Origin of the sequence: Halobaculum sp. MBLA0143 (genome assembly GCF_041361465.1) — an archaeon.
Lineage (GTDB): Archaea > Halobacteriota > Halobacteria > Halobacteriales > Haloferacaceae > JAHENP01.
On sequence record NZ_JBGKAC010000001.1, the window covers coordinates 1,988,531 to 2,007,154 of the forward strand.

The following is an 18,624-nucleotide window of genomic DNA, read 5'->3' on the forward strand; positions in this document are numbered from 1 at the left end:
CGTGACAGACGAAATCGAACGGATCACGGTCTCCGGCCGGTCGTTCCCAGTCGTCGACCACGGGTCGGGGGCGGTGGTGGTGTTGCTCCACGGGTTCCCGGACACCCGCAGACTGTGGCGGTACCAGGTGCCGGCACTCGCGGACGCCGGATTCCGCGTGCTCGCGCCGGACCTGCGCGGGTTCGGTGACGCTCCGAACCCGAAGCCGTCGCGGTGTACGAACTCCAGACGGTCGTCGAGGAGGACGTGGTCGGACTGCTGGACGCGGTCGACGTCGAGACGGCTCACGTCGTCGGTCACGACTGGGGCGCACAGGTCGGGTGGACCGCGGCGGCGACACCGCCGGAGCGTGTCTCGTCGTTGACGGCACTCACGGCCGGGGTGTTGGGCAACTCCGGGTTCGCGTCGGCGACACAGCGCCGGGCGCCGTGGCACCTCGACTACTTCCAGTTCGAGGCCGCAGAACACGAGCTCCGGGCGGACGACTGGGCGTTGTTCCGCGACTGGTGTGCGGGCGGTGACGACGTGGACCGGTACGTCGACCGGCTCTCGGAGCCGGGGGCACTGACGGCCGCACTCGGCTGGTACCGGGCGAACGCGAAGCCCGTGCCGCCGGCAGACGCGCCGCCGGCCCCACCGGACGTGACCTGCCCGGTGATGGGCGTGTTGGCGGAAGACGACGCGTACCTCCTCGAACCGCAGCTCCGCAACTCGACGGAGACGATCGATCTCACGGAGGGGTCGTGGCGCTACGAGACGGTCGCCGACGCGAGCCACTGGCTCACCGTCGACGAGCCACGGGCGACGACACGGCTGTTGGTCGACTTCTTGACCGACCGGCACGACGGCGACTCACCCGGGAGAGCGTCGCCGACTTGGTGAGACGGCAGAGACACACGACGAACAAGGTTTTAGCGCCCCCCACACCTACTCCCGAGCAAATGGTACTCGACAATCTCGGCAGTTCCCTCCGGGACAGCCTCGACGACCTCCGGGGCCAGTCCCGAATCGACGAGGCGGACGTGGAGAACGTCGTCCGGGAGATCCAACGGTCGCTGCTGTCGGCGGACGTGGAGACCGGACTCGTCATGCAGCTGTCGGACGACATCGAACAGCGCGCGTTAGACGAGGAGCCGCCCGGCGGCACGACCGCCCGCGATCACGTCCTCCGGATCGTCTACGAGGAGTTGGTCGACCTGGTCGGCGACTCGACCGAGCTCCCGCTGGAAGAACAGACGATCATGCTCGCCGGGCTCCAGGGCTCCGGGAAGACGACCACCTCGGCGAAGATGGCGTGGTGGTTCTCGAAGAAGGGGCTCCGGCCCGCCGTGATCCAGACGGACACGTTCCGACCGGGCGCGTTCGACCAAGCCCGCGAGATGGCCGAGCGCGCGGAAGTGGAGTTCTACGGCGATCCGGACTGTGACGATCCGGTCCAGATCGCCCGCGAGGGACTGGAGGAGACGGCCGACGCCGACGTCCACATCGTGGACACGGCCGGGCGGCACGCGCTCGAAGACGACCTGATCGCCGAGATCGAGGAGATCGACGACGTCGTCGAGCCGGACCGCTCGTTGCTCGTGTTGGACGCCGCCATCGGTCAGGGGGCGAAGGATCAGGCCCGCGAGTTCGAGCGCGCCATCGGTATCGACGGCGTCGCCATCACGAAGCTGGACGGCACCGCGAAGGGTGGCGGGGCGCTGACGGCCGTCAACGAGACGGACTCGTCGATCGCGTTCCTGGGCTCGGGCGAGACCGTCCAGGACATCGAGCGGTTCGAAGCCAGTGGCTTCATCTCCCGGCTGCTCGGGATGGGTGACCTCCAACAGCTCGCCGAGCGGGTGGAACGCGCGATGGAGGAGACCCAAGAGGAGGAAGACGACTGGGACCCCGAGGACATGATGGAAGGGGAGTTCACCCTCGTCGACATGCGCAACCAGATGAAGGCGATGGACCGGATGGGCCCGCTCGACCAGGTGATGGACATGATCCCCGGTCTCGGCGGCGGGATGATGGATCAACTCCCGGACGACGCGATGGACGTGACTCAGGATCGGATGCGGGAGTTCGAGGTCGTGATGGACTCCATGACCGACGAGGAGATGCTCGACCCGAACGTCATCGGTCAGCGACGGAAGGAACGCATCGCCCACGGCTCCGGCGTCGAGGTCGAACGCATCGAGGAGCTACTCGAACAGTTCCGGATGATGAAGCGCACGATGGAGCAGTTCCAGGGGATGGGCGACGGCGACATGCAACGGATGATGCAGAAGATGCAGCAGGGCGGCGGCGGCGGTGGCGGCGGGGGCATGGGCGGAATGGGGCCGTTCGGGGACTAGTCCCCGATCACGACTCTGTGTGCAGGTGGGGTCGGACGGCTCGTGTGTCGTCAGTTCATCACTCTGCTCGAATACAATGCCGACCTGTACGGCTGTCACGTCGTACAAGTCGAAGCGGCAGGAACGACCAAAGAGTGTACGGCGTGTAGTGTGGAGACGGCGAAACCCATCTGGGTCAGGGAACACTCCTGCCCGGCGTGTGGGTTCGAGTGTGACCGTGATGCGAACGCGACGATGAACGTCCTCAAGCGCGGCTTTTCTGAGTTAGGGCTGGGATGGCCCGAAGACACGCCCGTGGAGACTGTGACCGCTGTGGATACCGTTGAGTTTCAGCGAGTGTCTGCAAGTCACGTCGTGGAAACGGGAAGCCTCGGGGTCGTTCGGAAGACGAAGTCTTCCGTGATGACGAGAGACGAAGTCTCTCGAACCACTTGACCCCGAGGCGATTCACACGCGATTCTCTCCCGAACGTACTGGACGACAACTACGCTACCTATCAGCTGTCTTCGTTCTCGATACTTTCCGATCGATAAGGAAACAACTCGATACGAGTCTCTACAAACGCCTTCAGTTCGAGGTTCCAGAAAACTCTACGAAACACTGTTATAACAGGATTTCGTAGAGTTTTGCGTGTGCTTTGTAACATCAGATCTCCAGGTAATCGCTGGGGTCGAGGCAGGGGCGCGTCAGTACCGAGATCTGATAGATCGAACCGGGCTCGCACGGTCGACGATCTCGAAGAGTGTGAGCCGTCTGTCGGAGCGTGGAATCGTCGAACGGGATCAGAGCGGGCGCACAGTCACCGTCCGGCCGCAGCCGACGAGTGTTGTCGACGAGATGGCTACTGTTCGTGAGTCGGCACCGCAACTAGATCTCCAAGAGTTCCTGACGGTATCGCGGCTCCGGATCATCTGGTTTCTCACAGCACCACGTACACCGTCAGAGATTGCACGGTTCACCGACGTCGACGAGCCGCGCGTGAGGCAGATCCTGACAGCACTACAGAAGCGGCAGGTCGCAACAGAGACGGGCGGGCAGGTACGACTCCGGTCGAAGTACGAACCACTGCAGTCACTCGCCGAGTGTGTGTTCAATCTGTTCTACGCGGCCGAAATCGATTCGATGTACCGGAGTCCGACAGTGATCTGGACAGCACCACACGAAGCGTTGTTCACCGCTCCCTCGGCCGGCGGATGCGAGTCTCTGGATGGGACAGTCACCGAAACCGGACTAGATCAGTTCATCCGGTGGGGACTGGAGTTCCGGAGCTCGTCGTCTCCGGTGTACTACTACTCTGAGCTTCCCGATACGGGCACACTGGCTACGACGGACGTAATCGTCCACACACTCTGTCGGAGGGTCGACAACAGACGGGTGGAGTACAGTGCTCTGTTGGTCGCCGAGGCTGTGGTAGACGGTGATTTCGTTCACGAGCAGTTCCTCGAACTCACAGACCACTACGGAGTGAGAGAGGTCGGAGAGTACCTCGCGGCGCTCGTCGTTGCGAGTGCCGAATCCGCGGGGACCGGCCGGCGGCACAGATCGGTGAGAAGGACAGACGCGGCAACGACACGATCCGAGCGAGATCGCTCCACACCCACTCACGAGTGGCTCCCGTCGCCGGGTCGCGTTCGAGACACCGCGGTGCAGTACGGCGTCGACATCTCCGCAGCCAGTGAGAAGCTGAAAGACGCTGTCGATGGAGAGGTATTAAAACAGGTGAGAGAGTAGAACAGATATAGTGGAGTCGTCAGAAGAGTACAGTACAGAGGCACAGTTACGCGAGACGTTCGAGGAGGTAGGCTCTACACTGGAGTATCCAGCAGACGCCTATCTGATCGGAGGGGGTGCGATGACACTTCGAGGAACCAAGCCGTCGACAAAGGATGTCGACCTCGTTACCGTAGCCGAGACTCGTTTCGACGGGTGAAGGCGGCACTCCTCGACACGGACTACAGTATCGAGCGGAACGTCGCACCGGAGTACGAGTCTCTCGGGGCGACAGCCGTCTTGAAGCGAGAGGACGGAGGCCACGTCGACCTGTTCGACCGGCAGGTTGCACTGAAACTCGACTTCTCCGAGCGAATGCAGTCGCGGGCGACCGAACTTCTCGCCGTCGGGGAACTGACCGTGTCGGTGTGCGCACCCGCCGACATCGCGCTGTTCAAGATGATGACACCACGTCCGGACGACACCCAGGACGTTCGAGACATCATTACAGCGAACTCTCCGACGTTCGACTGGACGACGGTTCGAGAGGAGTTCGAGTCACAGCTCCCACTCAACTCTGGGGTGCGCGAGTACGAGTGGCTGATCGAAGGCAAGCCACACCCGATTATCCAGCTCGAACAGACGATCCGGCGTCTCGACGGGGTCCCGTCGGAGTTAGCGGAGACAGTTCGTCGGACTGCAGACACCGTCGAGGCGGAGAGGTACGTGATCGAACGACTCCTCCGCGTCGGGTCGACGACGACACGGCAGCTTCGAGAGCACGTCACCGAGACGAGCCCGACAGTTCCCGCGCACGTCGAGCGAGCACTCGACGAACTGATCGACAAGGACGTTGTCGCACGTCACGACGACACGGTCGAACTCGACACCGCGTGGGCAGACGACGTGTCGTAGCCGCGATTTCGGTCTCGTCGAGCGACACCGGAGGTGGCTAGCACCTCCACCGCCTCGCAGCACCGAGGACACTGGACTCCATCCAGCGGTTCCGACGGGGCTACGCTCCGTCGAACTGCGTCAATCGGAGATTGACTCACTCGACCTCGGCTTACGCTCCGTCGAACTGCGTCAATCGGAGATTGACTCACTCGACCTCGGCTTACGCCTCGTCGAACTGCGTCGATCTCCGATCGGCGCGCTCGATCCAGCTACGCGGGATCGAACAACGTCTCTCCCTCCACCATGTACTCCTCCACGACGTCCATGTCCAGCGTCACGCCGAGCCCGGGTTCCTCTGGGATCTCAACGGAGCCCTCGACGATCACGTCCTCCTCCACGAGGTCGCCCCACCAGTCGAGTTCGTACGAGTGGAACTCCACGGCCAGGGAGTTGGGGATCGCGGCCCCGACCTGGGCGGACGCCATCGTCGCCACCGGCGAGGAGACGTTGTGCATCGCCACCGGAACGTAGTACTGATTCGCCACGTCGGCGATCTTCCGGGTCTCGCGCATCCCGCCGACCTTCGGCAGGTCCGGCGCGACGATGTCCACCGCCTGGTTCTCGATCAGCCGGCGTTCCTCGGTGACGCGGTAACGGTTCTCCCCGACGGCGATGGGTGTCGTCGTGGACTTCGTCACCTCCTCCTGCACCTCCAGGTTCTCCGGCGGGACGGGGTCTTCCAGCCACCAGACATCGTACTCCTCTAGGGCGTCGGCGAGTCGTTTCGCGCTCCCGCCGGAGAACGACCAGTGGCAGTCGAACGCCACGTCCGCGCGGTCCTTCACGCGCTCGGTCACCTTCTCGACGATCTCCGCCTTGTGACGGATCTCGCCGGGCCGCAGGTGTCGGTTCGCGCGGTCCTTCTCGTGGCCCGAGGGCACGTCCAGGTCGAACTTCAGGGCGTCGTACCCCAGTTCCTCGACGACCCGCTCGGCCTCGTCGGCACACGCCTCTGGGTCCGCCTCCGACTCCGTGTGACAGTCGTTGTACACCCGGACCTCGTCGCGGTACTTCCCACCCAGCAGTTGGTAGGCGGGCACCTCCAGGATCTTCCCCGCGAGGTCGTGGAGCGCGATCTCGACGCCGGCGACGGCAGTGACACTCACACCCTCGACTGTGCCCTCCCCGGACATCTTCTGGATCAGGTGCTCGTACAGTCGGTCGACGTCCAGTGGGTTCTCCCCGCGGAGGAACGGTGTCATCCGTTCGATCAGCTCCGGGACGCCGGCACCCCAGTACGCCTCGCCGGTCCCGACGATTCCGGCGTCCGTGTAGATCCGGACGAGGGTCCACGGGAAGTTGCCGTCGACCATCGTACACTGCACGTCCGTGATCTCCACGTCACGGCCGCCGCCGCGCTTCGCAGTCGCTCCCATCGTCTCCGCGGACAGCTCTCGCATCGTGTACTCCGCGTTCGGGTCGTGGAGCGACTCGTAGTCTCTCGACATGCCTCGGACTTCACTCGGCTGGGGGTAAACCTTGCGTCGCCGGATCGACTACCCGATCAGCAGCCGGAGGTTGAACGCCGTCGTGAACGCGCCCGCGACCGCCAACACCGCCGGCGGGAAGTAGTAGCCGAAGCGGTCGTTCGCGCGGGCGGCCCGCAACGAGATCGCCAGACACAGCCCGAACACGAGCAGCTTCGCGCCGACGAGCCCCGCCTGGCCGAACGCCTCCATCGCCGCGAGCAACAACCCGTTGCCCTCCCGGACCCACGGCGCCCGGAACAGGGCGATGGTCGTCACCACGTCGCCGACGCCGTACGTCAGCGTCGCCAGGAACCACAGCCGTGTGAACTCCTCGGGGTCGAACGCCGTCTCCTCCAACGAGAGCCAGCGAGCCACGACTGGAGGGAGGCACACTCCCTGTAAAACCGTTCGGGAACCGAGACTCAGTCGTCGACCGCGAACGACTCGTCGACGAGGCAGTTCAGCGCCCACACCGTCCCGAGCAGCTCTGCCGCCTCCCCCGGCGGGAACAGGAGTTCGTCCGTCTCGCGGACGTGGTCCAACACGCCCGAGGAGGCGTGTGTCGGGGCGGCCGCCAGCCCGGCGTCGTTGTCCGTCGCCCACTCCATCGCCCGGCGGTCGGACTTGCTGTCGCCCATCACGACGACGAACGGGTCGGACACGCCCAGCACGGACAACGCCGCCTCCACGCCGGCGGCCTTGTCTAGGTCGCTGACGGCCAACTCCGCCGCGTCGGCGTGGTACAGCGCCACCTCCAGTTCGGCCAACAGGTCCGCGGCCGCCGGCGGCACCGTCTCCGCGCGGGCGGCCGACTCGCGGTCCAACGCGTCGGCGATCTCCGGGTCCGCGTCCGCGAAGAACGCCCGCGCGGTCGCCGGGCCGGCGGCGACCCCCGCCGTGTCGTCGCCTGCGGTGGTGTCGTCCGGGAGATCCACCCGGTCGGCGACGGACTCGCCGACCAGATCGAGGAGGTGGACGAGCGCCTCGTCGATCCGTGCCGCGGCGGTGTCGCTGCCGGTCTCGGCGTTCGGCTTCAGCGTCACGTTGAACTCGTTGCCCTGGAGGTGACAGCCCCGCCGCACCCGCTCGGGAGCCTCGCGCAACACCCGCGAGCGCACGTCGTCGACGACACCACGGGTGTCCGGCGAGAGGTCGTCGTACAGGAGTCGCTTCGTCTCCGTGCCGTGGCCGGGGGTGAACACCCCCGCGCCGGCCTCGTACACGACAGACACGTCGCCGGAGTGGACGAGTTCGTTGCCCAGCCCTTGGACGAGGAACCCCTTGACGTTCTCCAGGGTCTGGCCGGTACAGATCACGAGCGGCACACCACGCTCGACGAACTCACGCAGGAGGTGGAGCGTCTCGCGGGGGATCTCGTTGTCCGTGTCGCCCGCGGATCGGAGCGTCTCGTCGACGTCCAACACCAGCGCGTTCACCGCACGGCCGTACTTCCCCCGGAGGTCGAGCGCGGTGAACGCCGCCTCGCGGTCGGCCCGAGCGGCGATGGGCGCCAGCCGCTCGCCGTCCTCGATCCCGCGTTCGATCTCCGCGCGTCGGTCGGCCAACGCCTCGCTGGCCTCCTCCCAACGGTCGAGCGCGACCGTGCTCGACAACGGAGGAAACAGGTCGACGAACACCCGGTAGTCCCGGAGTCGCTCCGTGTCGAACCGGTCGTACAGCTCGTACAGCCGGTCGTAGTCGTCCATGTCCGCGAGAGGTGACGCCGCGTGAAAAGCCTACGGCGGTGACTCACCCGGACAGTCGTCGGTGGCCGGCGTACGCCACGACGACCGGCGGGAACAACAACGCGACGCCGGCGTACAGCCAGCGGGCCCGGCCGACCCCCTCCCCCGCGGCCGTGCGGACACGGTCGTCCTGGAACACGGCTGCAGCGACCGACGGTGCCAGCAACAACGAGTACGCGCTCCGGACGAGTGCCCACGGTGAGCTGCCGGCCGCGAGGAACTGGTGGTCGAGGGCCACGAGCGCGACCCACGACAGCGTCGCCACGGCGGCGACCGTCAGCCACGGCCCCGTCTCGTCGGCGGGGTCCGATCGGTCCTCGGGGTGGAGCGCGGACGGCGGGGGTGAGCGACCCGACACGACCCACACGAGGCGTGGGAGCGACTTCAACGGTCCGTTCGCGTCACGGCGTCGGCTCCTGGGGTTCGTCCAGCTCCTCCAAGGCGTCGACGACCCGTTGGAGCATCTTCCGTTGGCCTCGCCGGAGGTTCTTCGAGACGGCGGGCTTCGACACGTCGAACTCGTCGGCCAGCGACCCCAGAGTCGCCGACCGAGGGCTCTCGAAGTACCCCTCCGAGGCGGCCGTCTCCAGCGTCTGCCGCTCCACCGGCGAGAGGTCACGACAGCCCTCGACGAGCGTCATCGCGGCGCCGGCGTTCTGGACGAACTCCTGGAGCTCCGGCAGCTCCGGCTCCTCGCGGTCGACGACGTCGAACTCGTTGCGACGGTCGAGCCGCGCCAGCGTCGCGTCTTCCGCCTCCCGGTCGTCGAAGCCGACGTGCCACAGCTCGCTGCCGTCGGCGATGTAGAACGGTCCCGTGATGTACCCCCCGTTGTCGCGGACGGTGGACATCGCCGCCGTCTCGTCGATCACCGTCCGGATCTGTGCCACCCCTCCCGTCTTCCGCAGGAGCTCGTACTCCGCCATCTGGTCGTGGTCCCGCAGGGCCACGAGACCGTCCGCGAGCGCGTGCCGGTCTCCCCCCTCCACGACCATCCGGGTCTCCAGCGACTCCGTCGCCGTGTCGAACTCCCACTGGACGGCGGCGAACGACACGTCGTGATCCGCCGTCGTGTCGATGAACGGGCAGTCGTACTGCTCCATGTCCAGTGTAGTGTCGATCATGCCCGTACCCGCTCGCACGGACGCGACTCGGAAGGATAAACGCTGCGTCCACCGGTGACACACCGCAGCCGGCGCGGCGACGAACGGGTCAGATCAGGTCGTCCAGCTCCTCCGCCTGGAACATCTCGGCGGGGTCCTCGCGCTCCTCCTGTTCTTTGGCCTCCTTCGCCCGGTCCATGAACGCCTCGACGCGGCTGGACCGCTCGACACCGCCCAGGAGGACGAGCGCGGCGATCCGGTCGGAGTCCAACGGGAAGTCGCCGCCGCGCACCCGCATGCTGCCGGTCTCGTCTTCGATCCACGAGCGGGCGCGCTCGACCCCCTTGCGGGAGATGTTCTCCGCGCGACCCGCGAGCACGACGAGTCCGGTCTCGGCGGCGGTGGCGTCCGGCAGACTCGCGCCCGTCAACAGAGCGTTGCGGGTGACGCTCGTCACGACGTTGACGTTGTCGTCGGTGTCGTCGGCCGCCTGGGCGCTGCCGTACCCCAGCGAGGCGATCCCGCCGGCCCGGAGTGTGTTGATGATCTCGCTGGTGTCGACGACGGACTCGCCGACCCCCTCCACCGCCTCGCCGGAGGCCATCAACAACCCGACGCGCTGGGCGATTGCCTCGTTGATCGCCTGGAACCCCTCTTCCATGCTCTCGCCGGAGCTGCGCCAGGCGTCGTTGTCGATCAACAACACCGCGTCCGCCTCCCGCGCCAGGGTCTTCAGTGACCGACCGGCGTTGACCTGGTACATCGCTCCCTCGTCGGCGCCGGGTAGGATTCCCAGCGCGTACACGGGGATCTCGTACACCCGGTTGAGCTCTCTCGCCAGCACCGGTGCGCCGCCGGAGCCGGTGCCGCCACCGAGTCCGGCGACGACGAAGATCGCTTCCGCCTCGGCAGTGATACGACCGTCCAGCGCCGACATCACCTCGCCGGCGTCCGCCTCCATCACTTCTGCGCCGAGTTCGTTGTCACCGCCGACCCCGTGACCGTTCACTCTGTCCTGTCCGATTAGAACAGTGTCCGTGGAGAGGGGCTTGAGGTCCGCCTTCGCAGTGTTCACGGCGAGAGCACCGCGGATAGCGTCGAACCCCATGTCGCGGTCGAACTCTCGGAGGGCGGCGGTGACTTTCCCGCCAGCCTGTCCGACCCCAATGAGGACCGTCTTCATACCAACCCGTGCGGTCTCACAACGCTTGTATTTTCCCACTCTGTCACTCGCGTCGCAGTTGGTCTCGCCCGCTCGTGTCTAAGTCACCCAAGGTTGAAACGCGGTGCCGGGACCAACGCCCCCGTGACGGACGACGACGACCGGATCGAGACACTGGAACGGCGAGTGAGCGAACTGGAGGCGGCCACGCGGGCGCTGCGAGGGTACGTCGGCGACCGACGGGCGGTCGCGGCCAGCGTCGAGCGACGGGCCGACGCCGCCTTGGCGGCCGTCGACCGGATCGAGACGGACGACGACTGCGGGGGGTCGTGATCCGAGCGGTGACGGCGGCGCTGGTCGCGCTCGCGTTGTTCGCCGTGGCGGCGCCGGCGGTCCGAGACGTCCGAGCGGCCCGCGGCGACGCCGTCGTCGACCGGCTCGACCGCCGGCTGACCCGGGCGGTCACCGGACTCGTCCGGACGGAGGCTCCCGTTCCGCCGCCGGTGCCGGGGCCGCGACGGCTGCTGTCCGTCGACGTGCCGCCGCCGTCGCCGACGCGGGCCGCGGTCGACCGGCTGCGGCTCCGGTGTCGCGGCCCGCGGCGGCTCGCCGTGACCGCGTCCGTCGGCGGCAGACGCCGGACGGCCGTCGTCGAGAGCCCGGTGCGGCTGGCGGTCGCCGGCGGCGAGCCGCGCGGCCGGCTGGCACACGACACGACCCTCCGCGTGAGCTTCCGACTGTTCGCGGACGGGCCGGCGGTCGTCGTCGGCGAGGCCTCAAGTACGGTGACGCGACCACCCGTCCCGTGCTGGAACGACTCGGACGACTCCGGTCGGACGGATCCGACGGAGCCTGCGAGTGTCGCGTCGAGTTCGACCGAGCGGCGGGCGTGGACCACCCCCGGCTGACCGTCGCCGCCGACAGCTGCCCCGGCGAGGGCGCACTCGCCGCCGCACCGGCCTGTCGGGGTCGGGTGGTCGACGCCCTCACCGACCGCGACGCCGCGACGGTCGTCGTCACCCACGCCGGGCTCGTCCGGACGTACGCCGGCCGCGGAGCGGCGACACTGCGGGCCGCCGGTCGGTTTCGCGCCCGAGTCCGGGGTCACGACGAGCGGCTGGCCGACCGGGCCCGGACGGACCCGTTGGGCGCCGCCCGCGCCGCGACGGGGCGTGCCGGCGGGGTCGGTCGGATCGCCGCCGCGACCGGGCTGTCGGCGTGTGCCGCCGGCCTCGACGGAGGCGGGGCCACCGGCTATCGTGACCTGTTCGAGCCCGGAGTCGCCCCGGTGGGTGCCGTCGGCCGTACGCGTCCGGCGGCGCCGGACGACGAGCCGACCGCCGAGTGGGAGCTGGAGACGGGCAGCGTCGCCCGTCGGTACGCCCGCGCGGACGGCTGGGACCGCCTCCACCTCCGGCCGGCGTCGGCGGCGCTCGACGCCACGGCACGCCGAACGCTCGCAGCCGCCCGCGACCGGCTGGCGGCGGGTGTCGGCGAGCGGGCGCCGGAGCGAGCCGTCGCGGCCGCGGTGGCGAGCGTGGCCGACGACGACAGCCCGACCGACCGGCTGACGGCCGTCCTCGAGCGTCACACCCGCGGATTGGGGCTGTTGACCGATCTCCTCGCAGTCCCCGGGGTGACGGACCTGTGGCTGACCGCGCCGGTCCGGGAGACGCCCGTCCGGGTCGCAACGGACGGCTGGCGAGCGGAGACGAACGTCCGGCTGTCGGCGGCCGACGCTCGGACGCTCGCCTCGCGGGTGCGGGCAGACAGCGGCGGCGGGCTCTCGCGGGCCGACCCGACCGCGGACGCCGCCGTCGACGGCGTCCGGGTGGCGGCCGTCGGAGAGCCGGTCAGCGACGGCCCGGCGTTCGCGCTCCGACGCGACGGCGACGCGGACCCGTGGACGCTCCCACGACTCGTCGCCACGGGGACGCTCCCGGCACGAGCGGCGGCACTGTTGTCGCTGGCCGTCGCCCGCGGGGCCGCCGGGCTCGTCGCGGGGCCACGCGGGGCCGGGAAGACGACCGTCCTCGGTGCGTTGCTGTGGGCGCTCCCCCAGACCGTCCGGACGGTGATCGTGGAGGACACGCCGGAGCTGCCGGTCGCCGAGCTCCGCGAGCGCGACCGGGACGTGCAGCGACTCGCGGTCGACACCGGCTCGAACGCGACGTTCACCCCGACGGACGCGGTCCGGACGGCGCTGCGGCTCGGCGACGGAGCACTCGTCGTCGGTGAGGTGCGTGGCGAGGAGGCGCAGGCCCTGTACGAGGCGATGCGGGTCGGCGCCGCCGCAGACGCCGTCCTCGGGACGATCCACGGCACGGACGCCGCCGCGGTCCGCGAACGGGTCGTCTCCGACCTGGGCGTCCCCCGGTCGGCGTTCGCCGCCACGGAGTTCGTCCTCTCGCTGTCGCCGGACCACCGGCTGTCGGCGATAGAGGAGGTGCGACAGACTGACGACGGCGTCACGTTCCAACCCGTGTTCGACACGGAGGGGGCGACGGGGCTGCTCCGGCGAGGCGACAGCGAACTGCTCGCCGGGCTCACCGCGACGGAGGAGTCGTACGCCGACGGCCTGACGGCGCTGTCCGCCCGCGCCGAGCGGATCGAGCGGCTGGCGGCGACCGGACGGACGGACCCGTCCGTCTCGTTGGAGCCGTGATCGGACGTGACGGCGACGCCGAGGACGACGGTCGCGGGGTCGTCGCCGTGCTAGCCGAACTCTGGCCGGGAGCGCCGACGGCCGGCGAGCGGCTCCGCCGTGCCGTTCGGTTCCGCCGGTCGGCGCCACCGGCCGTCGCCGAGCGGACGGCAGACCGGATCGTCGCCGCCGGCTACACGGTCGGCGTCGCTGCGACACTCCTGGCCGCGGTCGTGGCGTATGCCGCCGGGGCGCCGGGCGCCGTCTCCGTCGCCGCGCCGCCGGCCGTCGGACTGTGCGTGACCCACGCCGTCCACCGGACGCCGGTGTGGCGCGCGGAGTTCCGGCGGAGCCGGGCCGTCGGGGCGACGGCGACGGTCGTCGGGTTGATCGCGGTCAGGCTCCGGCTGGACGCGCCGCCGGAACGGGCGGCCGCGTTCGCCGCCGACACGGCGAGCGGGCCGCTGGCGGCCTCGCTGGCGCGACACGTCGCGGCGGCCCGCGCCACGCCGACGACCGGGCTGGACGACTGGGCGGCCGACTGGCGGACGTGGTTCCCGGCGCTGGACCGCTCGGTCGCGTTACTCGTCGCGGCCGCCGACGCTCCCCAGCCGGCCCGCGACCGGACGCTGGACCGGGCCGTCTCGGCCGTCGGCGACGCCGTCGAGCGACGGGCTGGGACGTTCGCCACGGAGATCCGTGGCCCCGTGACCGCGCTGTACGCCGGCGGGGTGTTGCTCCCGTTGGCGCTCGTCGGTGCGGTTCCCGCCGCCACCGTCACCGGGCTGCCGGTCGGCGCGACCGTGTTCGTCGCCGTCTACGACCTCCTCCTGCCGGCGGCCGTCTGTCTGGCCGGCGCCCGAGTGTTGCTCGCGCGACCGGTCGCGTTCCCGCCGCCGCGACTCCCCCGGGACCACCCCGCGCTGCCGGACGACTCGCGCCGAACGGTCGCAGCCGTGGCCGCGGGTGTGACCGGCGGCTGGATCGCCGCGAGCGTCGCCGTCGCCGACTGGGCCGCGCCACTGTCGGCCGTCGGCTTCGGTCTCGGCCCGGGACTGCTCGTCCGGTTCCGCCCGGCCAGACGGCTCCGCCGTCGCGTGACGGCCTTGGAGAGGGGACTTCCGGACGCGCTGGCGCTCGTCGGTCGCCGCGTCGCCGACGGCGTCGCCGTAGAGACCGCCGTCCGAACCGCCGGCGACCGACTCCCGCCGCCGGTGGGAGAGGCGTTCACAGTCGCCGCTCGCAGGCGTCGAACGTTGGGCGTCGGGGTGCGCCGGGCGTTCTGTGGGGACGACGGTCCGTTCGCCGAGACGCCGACCGTCGGCGGCCGGGCCGCGGCGACGCTGTTGTCGGTCGCGGCCGAGGCGGGGCCGCCGGCGGGGGAGCTGCTCGTCACGGAAGCCGAACGACTGGAGACGCTGCGGGATCACGAACGGCGCGCACGCCGGTCCGTCGCCGCGGTGACGGACACGCTGGAGAACACGGCCGCGGTGTTCGGCCCGTTGGTCGGTGGGACGACGGTCGCACTCGCCGGTGGACTGGACGGACTGTCGGCCGCGACCGACGGCGGGGCCGCGTTGGAGACCACGGTCGTCGGGGGTGCCGTCGGCGGCTACGTGCTCGCCTTGGCCGTCCTGTTGCCGACGCTCGCTGTCGGACTCCGGGAAGGGGTCGACCGCGCGCTCGTCGGTTACCGCGTCGGGCGGAGTCTCACCGCCGCGACGGCCACGTTCCTCCTGGCCGTTCGGGCGACGGGACTGCTCGTCTAGCTCCCGTCCGGGGAGTAGTTGGGCGCCTCGTCCGTGATCGTCACGTCGTGGGGGTGCCCCTCCGTCTGGCCGGCCTGCGACACGCGGACGAACGCGGCGTCCGTGCGGACCTCCGACAGTGTCTCTGCGCCGACGTACCCCATCCCGGAGCGCATCCCGCCGACGAGCTGGTGGAGCTCGGACGCCAGCGGCCCCTTGTACGGGGTCGCCGCCTCGACGCCCTCGGGGACGAACTCCTCGCCGTCCTCCTCGTCTTTGAGGTACCGGTCGCCGCTGCCCTCGTTCATCGCGCCGACGGAGCCCATGCCGCGGTACTGCTTGTACCGTTTGCCGTTCATCGTGATGACACGACCCGGCGCCTCCTCCGTCCCGGCGAAGTACGACCCGAGCATCACCGCGTGGGCCCCGGCGGCGATGGCCTTGATCGCGTCACCGGAGTATCGGATCCCCCCGTCGGCGATCACCGGCACGTCGTGGTCAGCGGCCACGTCTGCGACTTCGGCGACGGCAGTGATCTGTGGCATCCCGGCGCCGGAGACGACCCGGGTGGTACAGATCGACCCCGGGCCGATCCCCACCTTCAGCCCGTCGGCGAAGCCGACACAGGCTTCCGCCGCCTCGCGGGTACCGACGTTGCCGACGACCACGTCTGCGTCCACCTCCGCCGTGATCGCCTCGGCGGCGTCCAGTACGTTCAGATTGTGGGCGTGGGCACAGTCGATGAACAACACGTCCGCGCCCGCCTCGTCGGCGGCGACGCCCCGTTCCTCCTCGAACGGGCCGACGGCGACGCCGACACGGAGAGTGCCGTCGTCGTCGCGGGCGGCGTCCGTGTGCTCGCGGCGCTGGAGCACGCCCTGCATCGTCACCAGCCCGACGAGACGGTTCTCACCGTCGACGACCGGGACGCGCTCGATCTTGTGGTCGTACATCAGTTCCAGCGCCTCGCGGGCGGTGACGGACTCCGGTGCGGTGATGACCTCGTCGGTCATCGCCTCCCGGACGGCGTCGGACTCCCCGACCTCCAGGTACGGACGGATGTCGGTTCCGGAGATGATCCCGAGGACACGGTCCTCCTCGTCGACGACCGGTGCGCCCGACACCTCCTCGGACTCCATCATCGCGTCCACCTCGCGGACGGTCTGGTCCGGCGCGGCGGTGACGACGTTCTCGCGGCGGATCACGAGTTCGTCCGCTCGCTTCACCCGTTCGACCTCCGCGACCATCTCCGAGACGGTCATGTTGCGGTGGAGGACACCCAGCCCGCCACGACGAGCCATCTCGATGGCGAGGTCGCTCTCTGTGACGGTGTCCATCGCCGCCGACAGGACGGGAACGTTCAGCTCGACGTTCCGCGAGACGCGGGTGGACACGTCCGCCTCGTCGGGCTCGACTCTGCTCTCGGCCGGGCGCAACAACACGTCGTCGAACGTCAGCGCCTCCGGAACGCGCAACTTCTCCGAGAAGTGTTCGTTCTCCATGTTGCCGGTCCGCCCGGGGACGGCAAAAACGTTGTGAGGGACGGACACGTCGAGAGACGGTGACGTGTGACGAACCAACTCGCTTCCGACGCGTGCGAGACGATTCGTCGGTTCGATCCCGAGACGGGCGACGATCCGACGGCACAGTGGCGTGTCGACCGACGATACGTAGGCGCTTTTTAAGTAGCACACCGTAGTTCGGTCGGCGTGTGTGGCCACGTCTCACGCAACGCTTATGATTCCAGTGAAGTATCGTTATGGTATGCAGTCCGAGAACGCTGTGCGCCAGAGCACCGACGTCGAGGAGTCCGCCGGCTCGGAGGCCACGACACTCTCGATTGGTGTGGAAGCGCGAACACTCGGACCACGGTGGAAACCCCGGTTTGGTGGCCAGGGGTTCGCCGTGTCGTCACGTTGTTACCGTTCGGCCACCGGTGAGGCCTATCCGTATCCGTAGTCGATGAGCACCTCACGTCACCCGGTCGCGTACCGACTCGAACAGTTAGTCGACGGTCCGACGAAGCTCCTCGCGACGGTGATGGGGCTCCCGCTCGTCGACGGAATCTTCCCCGCGCTCGTGTTGGCGGGGGCGCTGTCGCAGCCGCTCCAGATTGTCGAGACGGGGCTGCTGATCTTCGGCGGCTCCGCCACGATGGCGGTGATCCTGGCCGAGATGGACGGCACCCCCCGCGAACACGTCGCGGCGATTCTCGTGCTCGCGGCCGTGTTGCTCCCGCTGGCGGCGTTGGAGGCCGCCCTCGCGGAGACGATCAAGAGCCTCCTCGACCTGGCGGTGTTCAAGCGGTTCGCCGCCCTGGTGATCCTCGCGGTCGCCGCGAAGACCGCCAGCGCCGAGGTCGGCGAACTGCTCCCCCGTCCCGGAGCGATCATCGGACTGGGGCTGCTCGCCTCGCTGTCCCCGGCGGGCGTGACGTTAGTCGTCGACGCCGACCCGGTGATGATGGTGAAGGCCGCCGCCGCGGCCGGGGTCGGCGTCGCGTTCGCGCTCGGCGTCGCCGTCGCCGGTCCGCGTCTACGCGGTCGTGTCGACCTGGACCGCTTCCGCTTCGGCTCTGCCGTCGCCTTGGGTGTGCTGGGGCTGTCCGTCCTGGAACTCGGGATCGTCGGCACGGAACACCCCGTCGCGCTGGGTGTCCTGCTCGTGACCGCCGTGTTCTCGTACGACCCCAGCGGGAAGTCGTCCGGAGACGCCGACCCGACCGACGACGACTCGGACGATCCGAGCGACCCGAGCGCCGACGACGGCAGTTCGACGGACGAAGAGCCCGCTCCGGCGCCGGACGACGACCTGGACGACGTCGGTGACACGCCCGGCGAGCCCGTGGCCGACGTGATCGGCGACGTCGCGGGCGAGCCGTCGGCTGTCGTCGACGGGGAGTCCCCGGCTGTCTCCGCCCGGGAGAGCTGGGGGACGATGCCGGCCCGTACGGCCGCCGACGGGGCGGAGCCGACCGCACCGGACGACGCCACGGTCGCTCCGGCCGACGGAGACCTGGCCGACGACGTTGCCGTCTCGGGCGACGACGCCGAGTCTGGAGGCGACTCGGCGGCGGACACCGACGACGCCGAGTCTGGAGGCGACTCGGCGGACGCCGACGACGGCGGCGCTCGCGCCCCGTGGCTGTGACCGCTCGGTGACTCGCCACCGCGAGATTTAGGACGCCGTCGGTCTTTGAGAGGGTATGAGCAACCGCGTCGTCCAAGGACGGATGGTGACGCCCGAACGACTCGCAGAACTGGTCGAAGGAGAGTCCGTGATGGACGCCGAACCGATCGAGGACGCCGACCGCGACTGTCCGGACTGTGACGGCGACGTGATCTCCGTCGGCTACATGCCGGACATCACGGCGTTCGTCACCGGGTACAAGTGCCAGGACTGCGACTGGCGCGAGCGCGAGGAGTGACAGGGGAATCGTAATCCCTTTACGCGATTCTACAGTACGGAGTGACAGTGGGGTCGTGGCCCAGTCCGGTAGGGCGACTGACTCCAGAGGCACGCGCCCGGTGACGAACTCCAGACTGGTATACCGAGCGGCCGGCTGATCACCGCCCGTTGTGACGACCCTCTGGAGAACCGAGGCGACCGGAGATATCAGTCGATCGGGGGTTCAAATCCCTCCGACCCCACTTGCTGCCGCGAGCCAACTGGCGAGTGGCAGCAATGTTGGAGGAGGGATTTGAACAGGGAGCGAGTGAGCGGAGCGAACGAGCGACCGTGGTTCGA

Annotated in this window: 17 protein-coding genes, 1 tRNA gene and 2 pseudogenes; 13 read left to right on the top strand and 7 right to left on the bottom strand. The window is 69.1% G+C overall.

Annotated features, from left to right (window positions below; translation table 11 throughout):
* Positions 1-79: 79 nt before the first annotated feature.
* The 6 genes and pseudogenes from RYH79_RS10210 to RYH79_RS10235 all read left to right on the top strand — a co-directional run bounded on the left by RYH79_RS10210 (position 80) and on the right by RYH79_RS10235 (position 4,964).
* Positions 80-882, top strand: a pseudogene (locus RYH79_RS10210) (alpha/beta fold hydrolase).
* Positions 883-941: 59 nt separating this feature from the next.
* Positions 942-2,339: a signal recognition particle protein Srp54 gene (locus tag RYH79_RS10215; RefSeq protein WP_370898752.1), complete on the top strand. Its 1,398-nt coding sequence runs from the start codon at positions 942-944 to the stop codon at positions 2,337-2,339.
* A 48-nt stretch (positions 2,340-2,387) separates the two neighbouring features.
* Positions 2,388-2,774, top strand: a pseudogene (locus RYH79_RS10220) (zinc ribbon domain-containing protein); the annotation flags it as partial.
* A gap of 195 nt (positions 2,775-2,969) precedes the next feature.
* Positions 2,970-4,070, top strand: a complete 1,101-nt coding sequence (locus RYH79_RS10225) for a hypothetical protein (RefSeq protein ID WP_370898754.1) — start codon at positions 2,970-2,972, stop codon at positions 4,068-4,070.
* A gap of 10 nt (positions 4,071-4,080) precedes the next feature.
* Positions 4,081-4,269 carry a hypothetical protein gene (locus tag RYH79_RS10230; protein WP_370898756.1) on the top strand — a complete coding sequence of 63 codons (189 nt, stop codon included), beginning with the start codon at positions 4,081-4,083 and terminating at the stop codon, positions 4,267-4,269.
* Positions 4,266-4,964, top strand: a complete 699-nt coding sequence (locus RYH79_RS10235; protein ID WP_370898758.1) for a hypothetical protein — start codon at positions 4,266-4,268, stop codon at positions 4,962-4,964. The genes RYH79_RS10230 and RYH79_RS10235 overlap by 4 nt, the downstream gene beginning before the upstream one ends.
* A 251-nt stretch (positions 4,965-5,215) precedes the next feature.
* Here the strand turns inward: RYH79_RS10235 and RYH79_RS10240 are convergent, their stop codons facing one another.
* The 6 genes from RYH79_RS10240 to RYH79_RS10265 form a co-directional block, all read right to left on the bottom strand.
* Positions 5,216-6,454, bottom strand: a complete 1,239-nt coding sequence (locus tag RYH79_RS10240; RefSeq protein WP_370898760.1) for a mandelate racemase/muconate lactonizing enzyme family protein — start codon at positions 6,452-6,454, stop codon at positions 5,216-5,218.
* A gap of 48 nt (positions 6,455-6,502) precedes the next feature.
* Positions 6,503-6,850, bottom strand: a complete 348-nt coding sequence (locus RYH79_RS10245; protein WP_370898762.1) for a DUF5658 family protein — start codon at positions 6,848-6,850, stop codon at positions 6,503-6,505.
* Positions 6,851-6,897: 47 nt separating this feature from the next.
* On the bottom strand, positions 6,898-8,181 hold the full coding sequence (locus RYH79_RS10250) for an HAD hydrolase family protein (protein WP_370898764.1): 1,284 nt from the start codon (positions 8,179-8,181) through the stop codon (positions 6,898-6,900).
* A 43-nt stretch (positions 8,182-8,224) separates the two neighbouring features.
* Positions 8,225-8,578: a hypothetical protein gene (locus RYH79_RS10255; RefSeq protein ID WP_370898766.1), complete on the bottom strand. Its 354-nt coding sequence runs from the start codon at positions 8,576-8,578 to the stop codon at positions 8,225-8,227.
* Positions 8,579-8,621: 43 nt separating this feature from the next.
* A complete protein-coding gene (locus tag RYH79_RS10260) occupies positions 8,622-9,344 on the bottom strand; it encodes a helix-turn-helix domain-containing protein (RefSeq protein ID WP_370898768.1) in 723 nt (240 codons plus the stop codon).
* A gap of 88 nt (positions 9,345-9,432) precedes the next feature.
* Positions 9,433-10,506 carry a tubulin/FtsZ family protein gene (locus RYH79_RS10265; RefSeq protein ID WP_370898770.1) on the bottom strand — a complete coding sequence of 358 codons (1,074 nt, stop codon included), beginning with the start codon at positions 10,504-10,506 and terminating at the stop codon, positions 9,433-9,435.
* Positions 10,507-10,599: 93 nt separating this feature from the next.
* Between RYH79_RS10265 and RYH79_RS10270 the strand changes: the two genes are divergently transcribed.
* Genes RYH79_RS10270 through RYH79_RS10285 form a run of 4 tightly spaced genes read left to right on the top strand, consistent with a single transcriptional unit; the run spans position 10,600 to position 14,898 of the window.
* Positions 10,600-10,818 carry a DUF7310 family coiled-coil domain-containing protein gene (locus tag RYH79_RS10270; RefSeq protein WP_489753352.1) on the top strand — a complete coding sequence of 73 codons (219 nt, stop codon included), beginning with the start codon at positions 10,600-10,602 and terminating at the stop codon, positions 10,816-10,818.
* Positions 10,815-11,393, top strand: coding sequence for a DUF7311 family protein (locus RYH79_RS10275; protein WP_370898774.1), 579 nt, complete (start codon positions 10,815-10,817; stop codon positions 11,391-11,393). Before RYH79_RS10270 ends, RYH79_RS10275 begins: the two co-directional genes overlap by 4 nt.
* Entirely contained in the window at positions 11,291-13,150 is a 1,860-nt protein-coding gene (locus tag RYH79_RS10280; RefSeq protein WP_370898776.1) for an ATPase, T2SS/T4P/T4SS family, read from the top strand. The genes RYH79_RS10275 and RYH79_RS10280 overlap by 103 nt, the downstream gene beginning before the upstream one ends.
* Positions 13,147-14,898: a type II secretion system protein gene (locus RYH79_RS10285; protein ID WP_370898778.1), complete on the top strand. Its 1,752-nt coding sequence runs from the start codon at positions 13,147-13,149 to the stop codon at positions 14,896-14,898. The genes RYH79_RS10280 and RYH79_RS10285 overlap by 4 nt, the downstream gene beginning before the upstream one ends.
* Here the strand turns inward: RYH79_RS10285 and guaB are convergent.
* On the bottom strand, positions 14,895-16,379 hold the full coding sequence (gene guaB, locus RYH79_RS10290) for an IMP dehydrogenase (RefSeq protein WP_370898780.1): 1,485 nt from the start codon (positions 16,377-16,379) through the stop codon (positions 14,895-14,897). The two genes, RYH79_RS10285 and guaB, sit on opposite strands and share 4 nt — an antisense overlap.
* A 460-nt stretch (positions 16,380-16,839) precedes the next feature.
* Between guaB and RYH79_RS10295 the strand changes: the two genes are divergently transcribed.
* The 3 genes from RYH79_RS10295 (at position 16,840) to RYH79_RS10305 (ending at position 18,527) form a co-directional block, all read left to right on the top strand.
* Complete coding sequence (locus tag RYH79_RS10295; protein ID WP_370898782.1) at positions 16,840-18,027, top strand: DUF5794 domain-containing protein; 1,188 nt, start codon at positions 16,840-16,842, stop codon at positions 18,025-18,027.
* 55 nt (positions 18,028-18,082) lie between these two features.
* Positions 18,083-18,304 carry a DUF5795 family protein gene (locus RYH79_RS10300; RefSeq protein ID WP_370898784.1) on the top strand — a complete coding sequence of 74 codons (222 nt, stop codon included), beginning with the start codon at positions 18,083-18,085 and terminating at the stop codon, positions 18,302-18,304.
* Positions 18,305-18,353: 49 nt separating this feature from the next.
* A tRNA-Trp gene (locus RYH79_RS10305) sits at positions 18,354-18,527 on the top strand.
* Positions 18,528-18,624 lie beyond the last annotated feature (97 nt).

What these genes read in the sequence shown, in the direction of transcription:
- RYH79_RS10215 (WP_370898752.1), top strand. Translation starts at nt 942, where the DNA reads ATGGTACTCGACAATCTCGGCAGTTCCCTCCGGGACAGCCTCGACGAC.
- RYH79_RS10240 (WP_370898760.1), bottom strand. Translation starts at nt 6,454, where the DNA reads ATGTCGAGAGACTACGAGTCGCTCCACGACCCGAACGCGGAGTACACG.
- RYH79_RS10250 (WP_370898764.1), bottom strand. Translation starts at nt 8,181, where the DNA reads ATGGACGACTACGACCGGCTGTACGAGCTGTACGACCGGTTCGACACG.
- RYH79_RS10260 (WP_370898768.1), bottom strand. Translation starts at nt 9,344, where the DNA reads ATGATCGACACTACACTGGACATGGAGCAGTACGACTGCCCGTTCATC.
- RYH79_RS10265 (WP_370898770.1), bottom strand. Translation starts at nt 10,506, where the DNA reads ATGAAGACGGTCCTCATTGGGGTCGGACAGGCTGGCGGGAAAGTCACC.
- guaB (WP_370898780.1), bottom strand. Translation starts at nt 16,379, where the DNA reads ATGGAGAACGAACACTTCTCGGAGAAGTTGCGCGTTCCGGAGGCGCTG.
- RYH79_RS10295 (WP_370898782.1), top strand. Translation starts at nt 16,840, where the DNA reads ATGAGCACCTCACGTCACCCGGTCGCGTACCGACTCGAACAGTTAGTC.
- RYH79_RS10300 (WP_370898784.1), top strand. Translation starts at nt 18,083, where the DNA reads ATGAGCAACCGCGTCGTCCAAGGACGGATGGTGACGCCCGAACGACTC.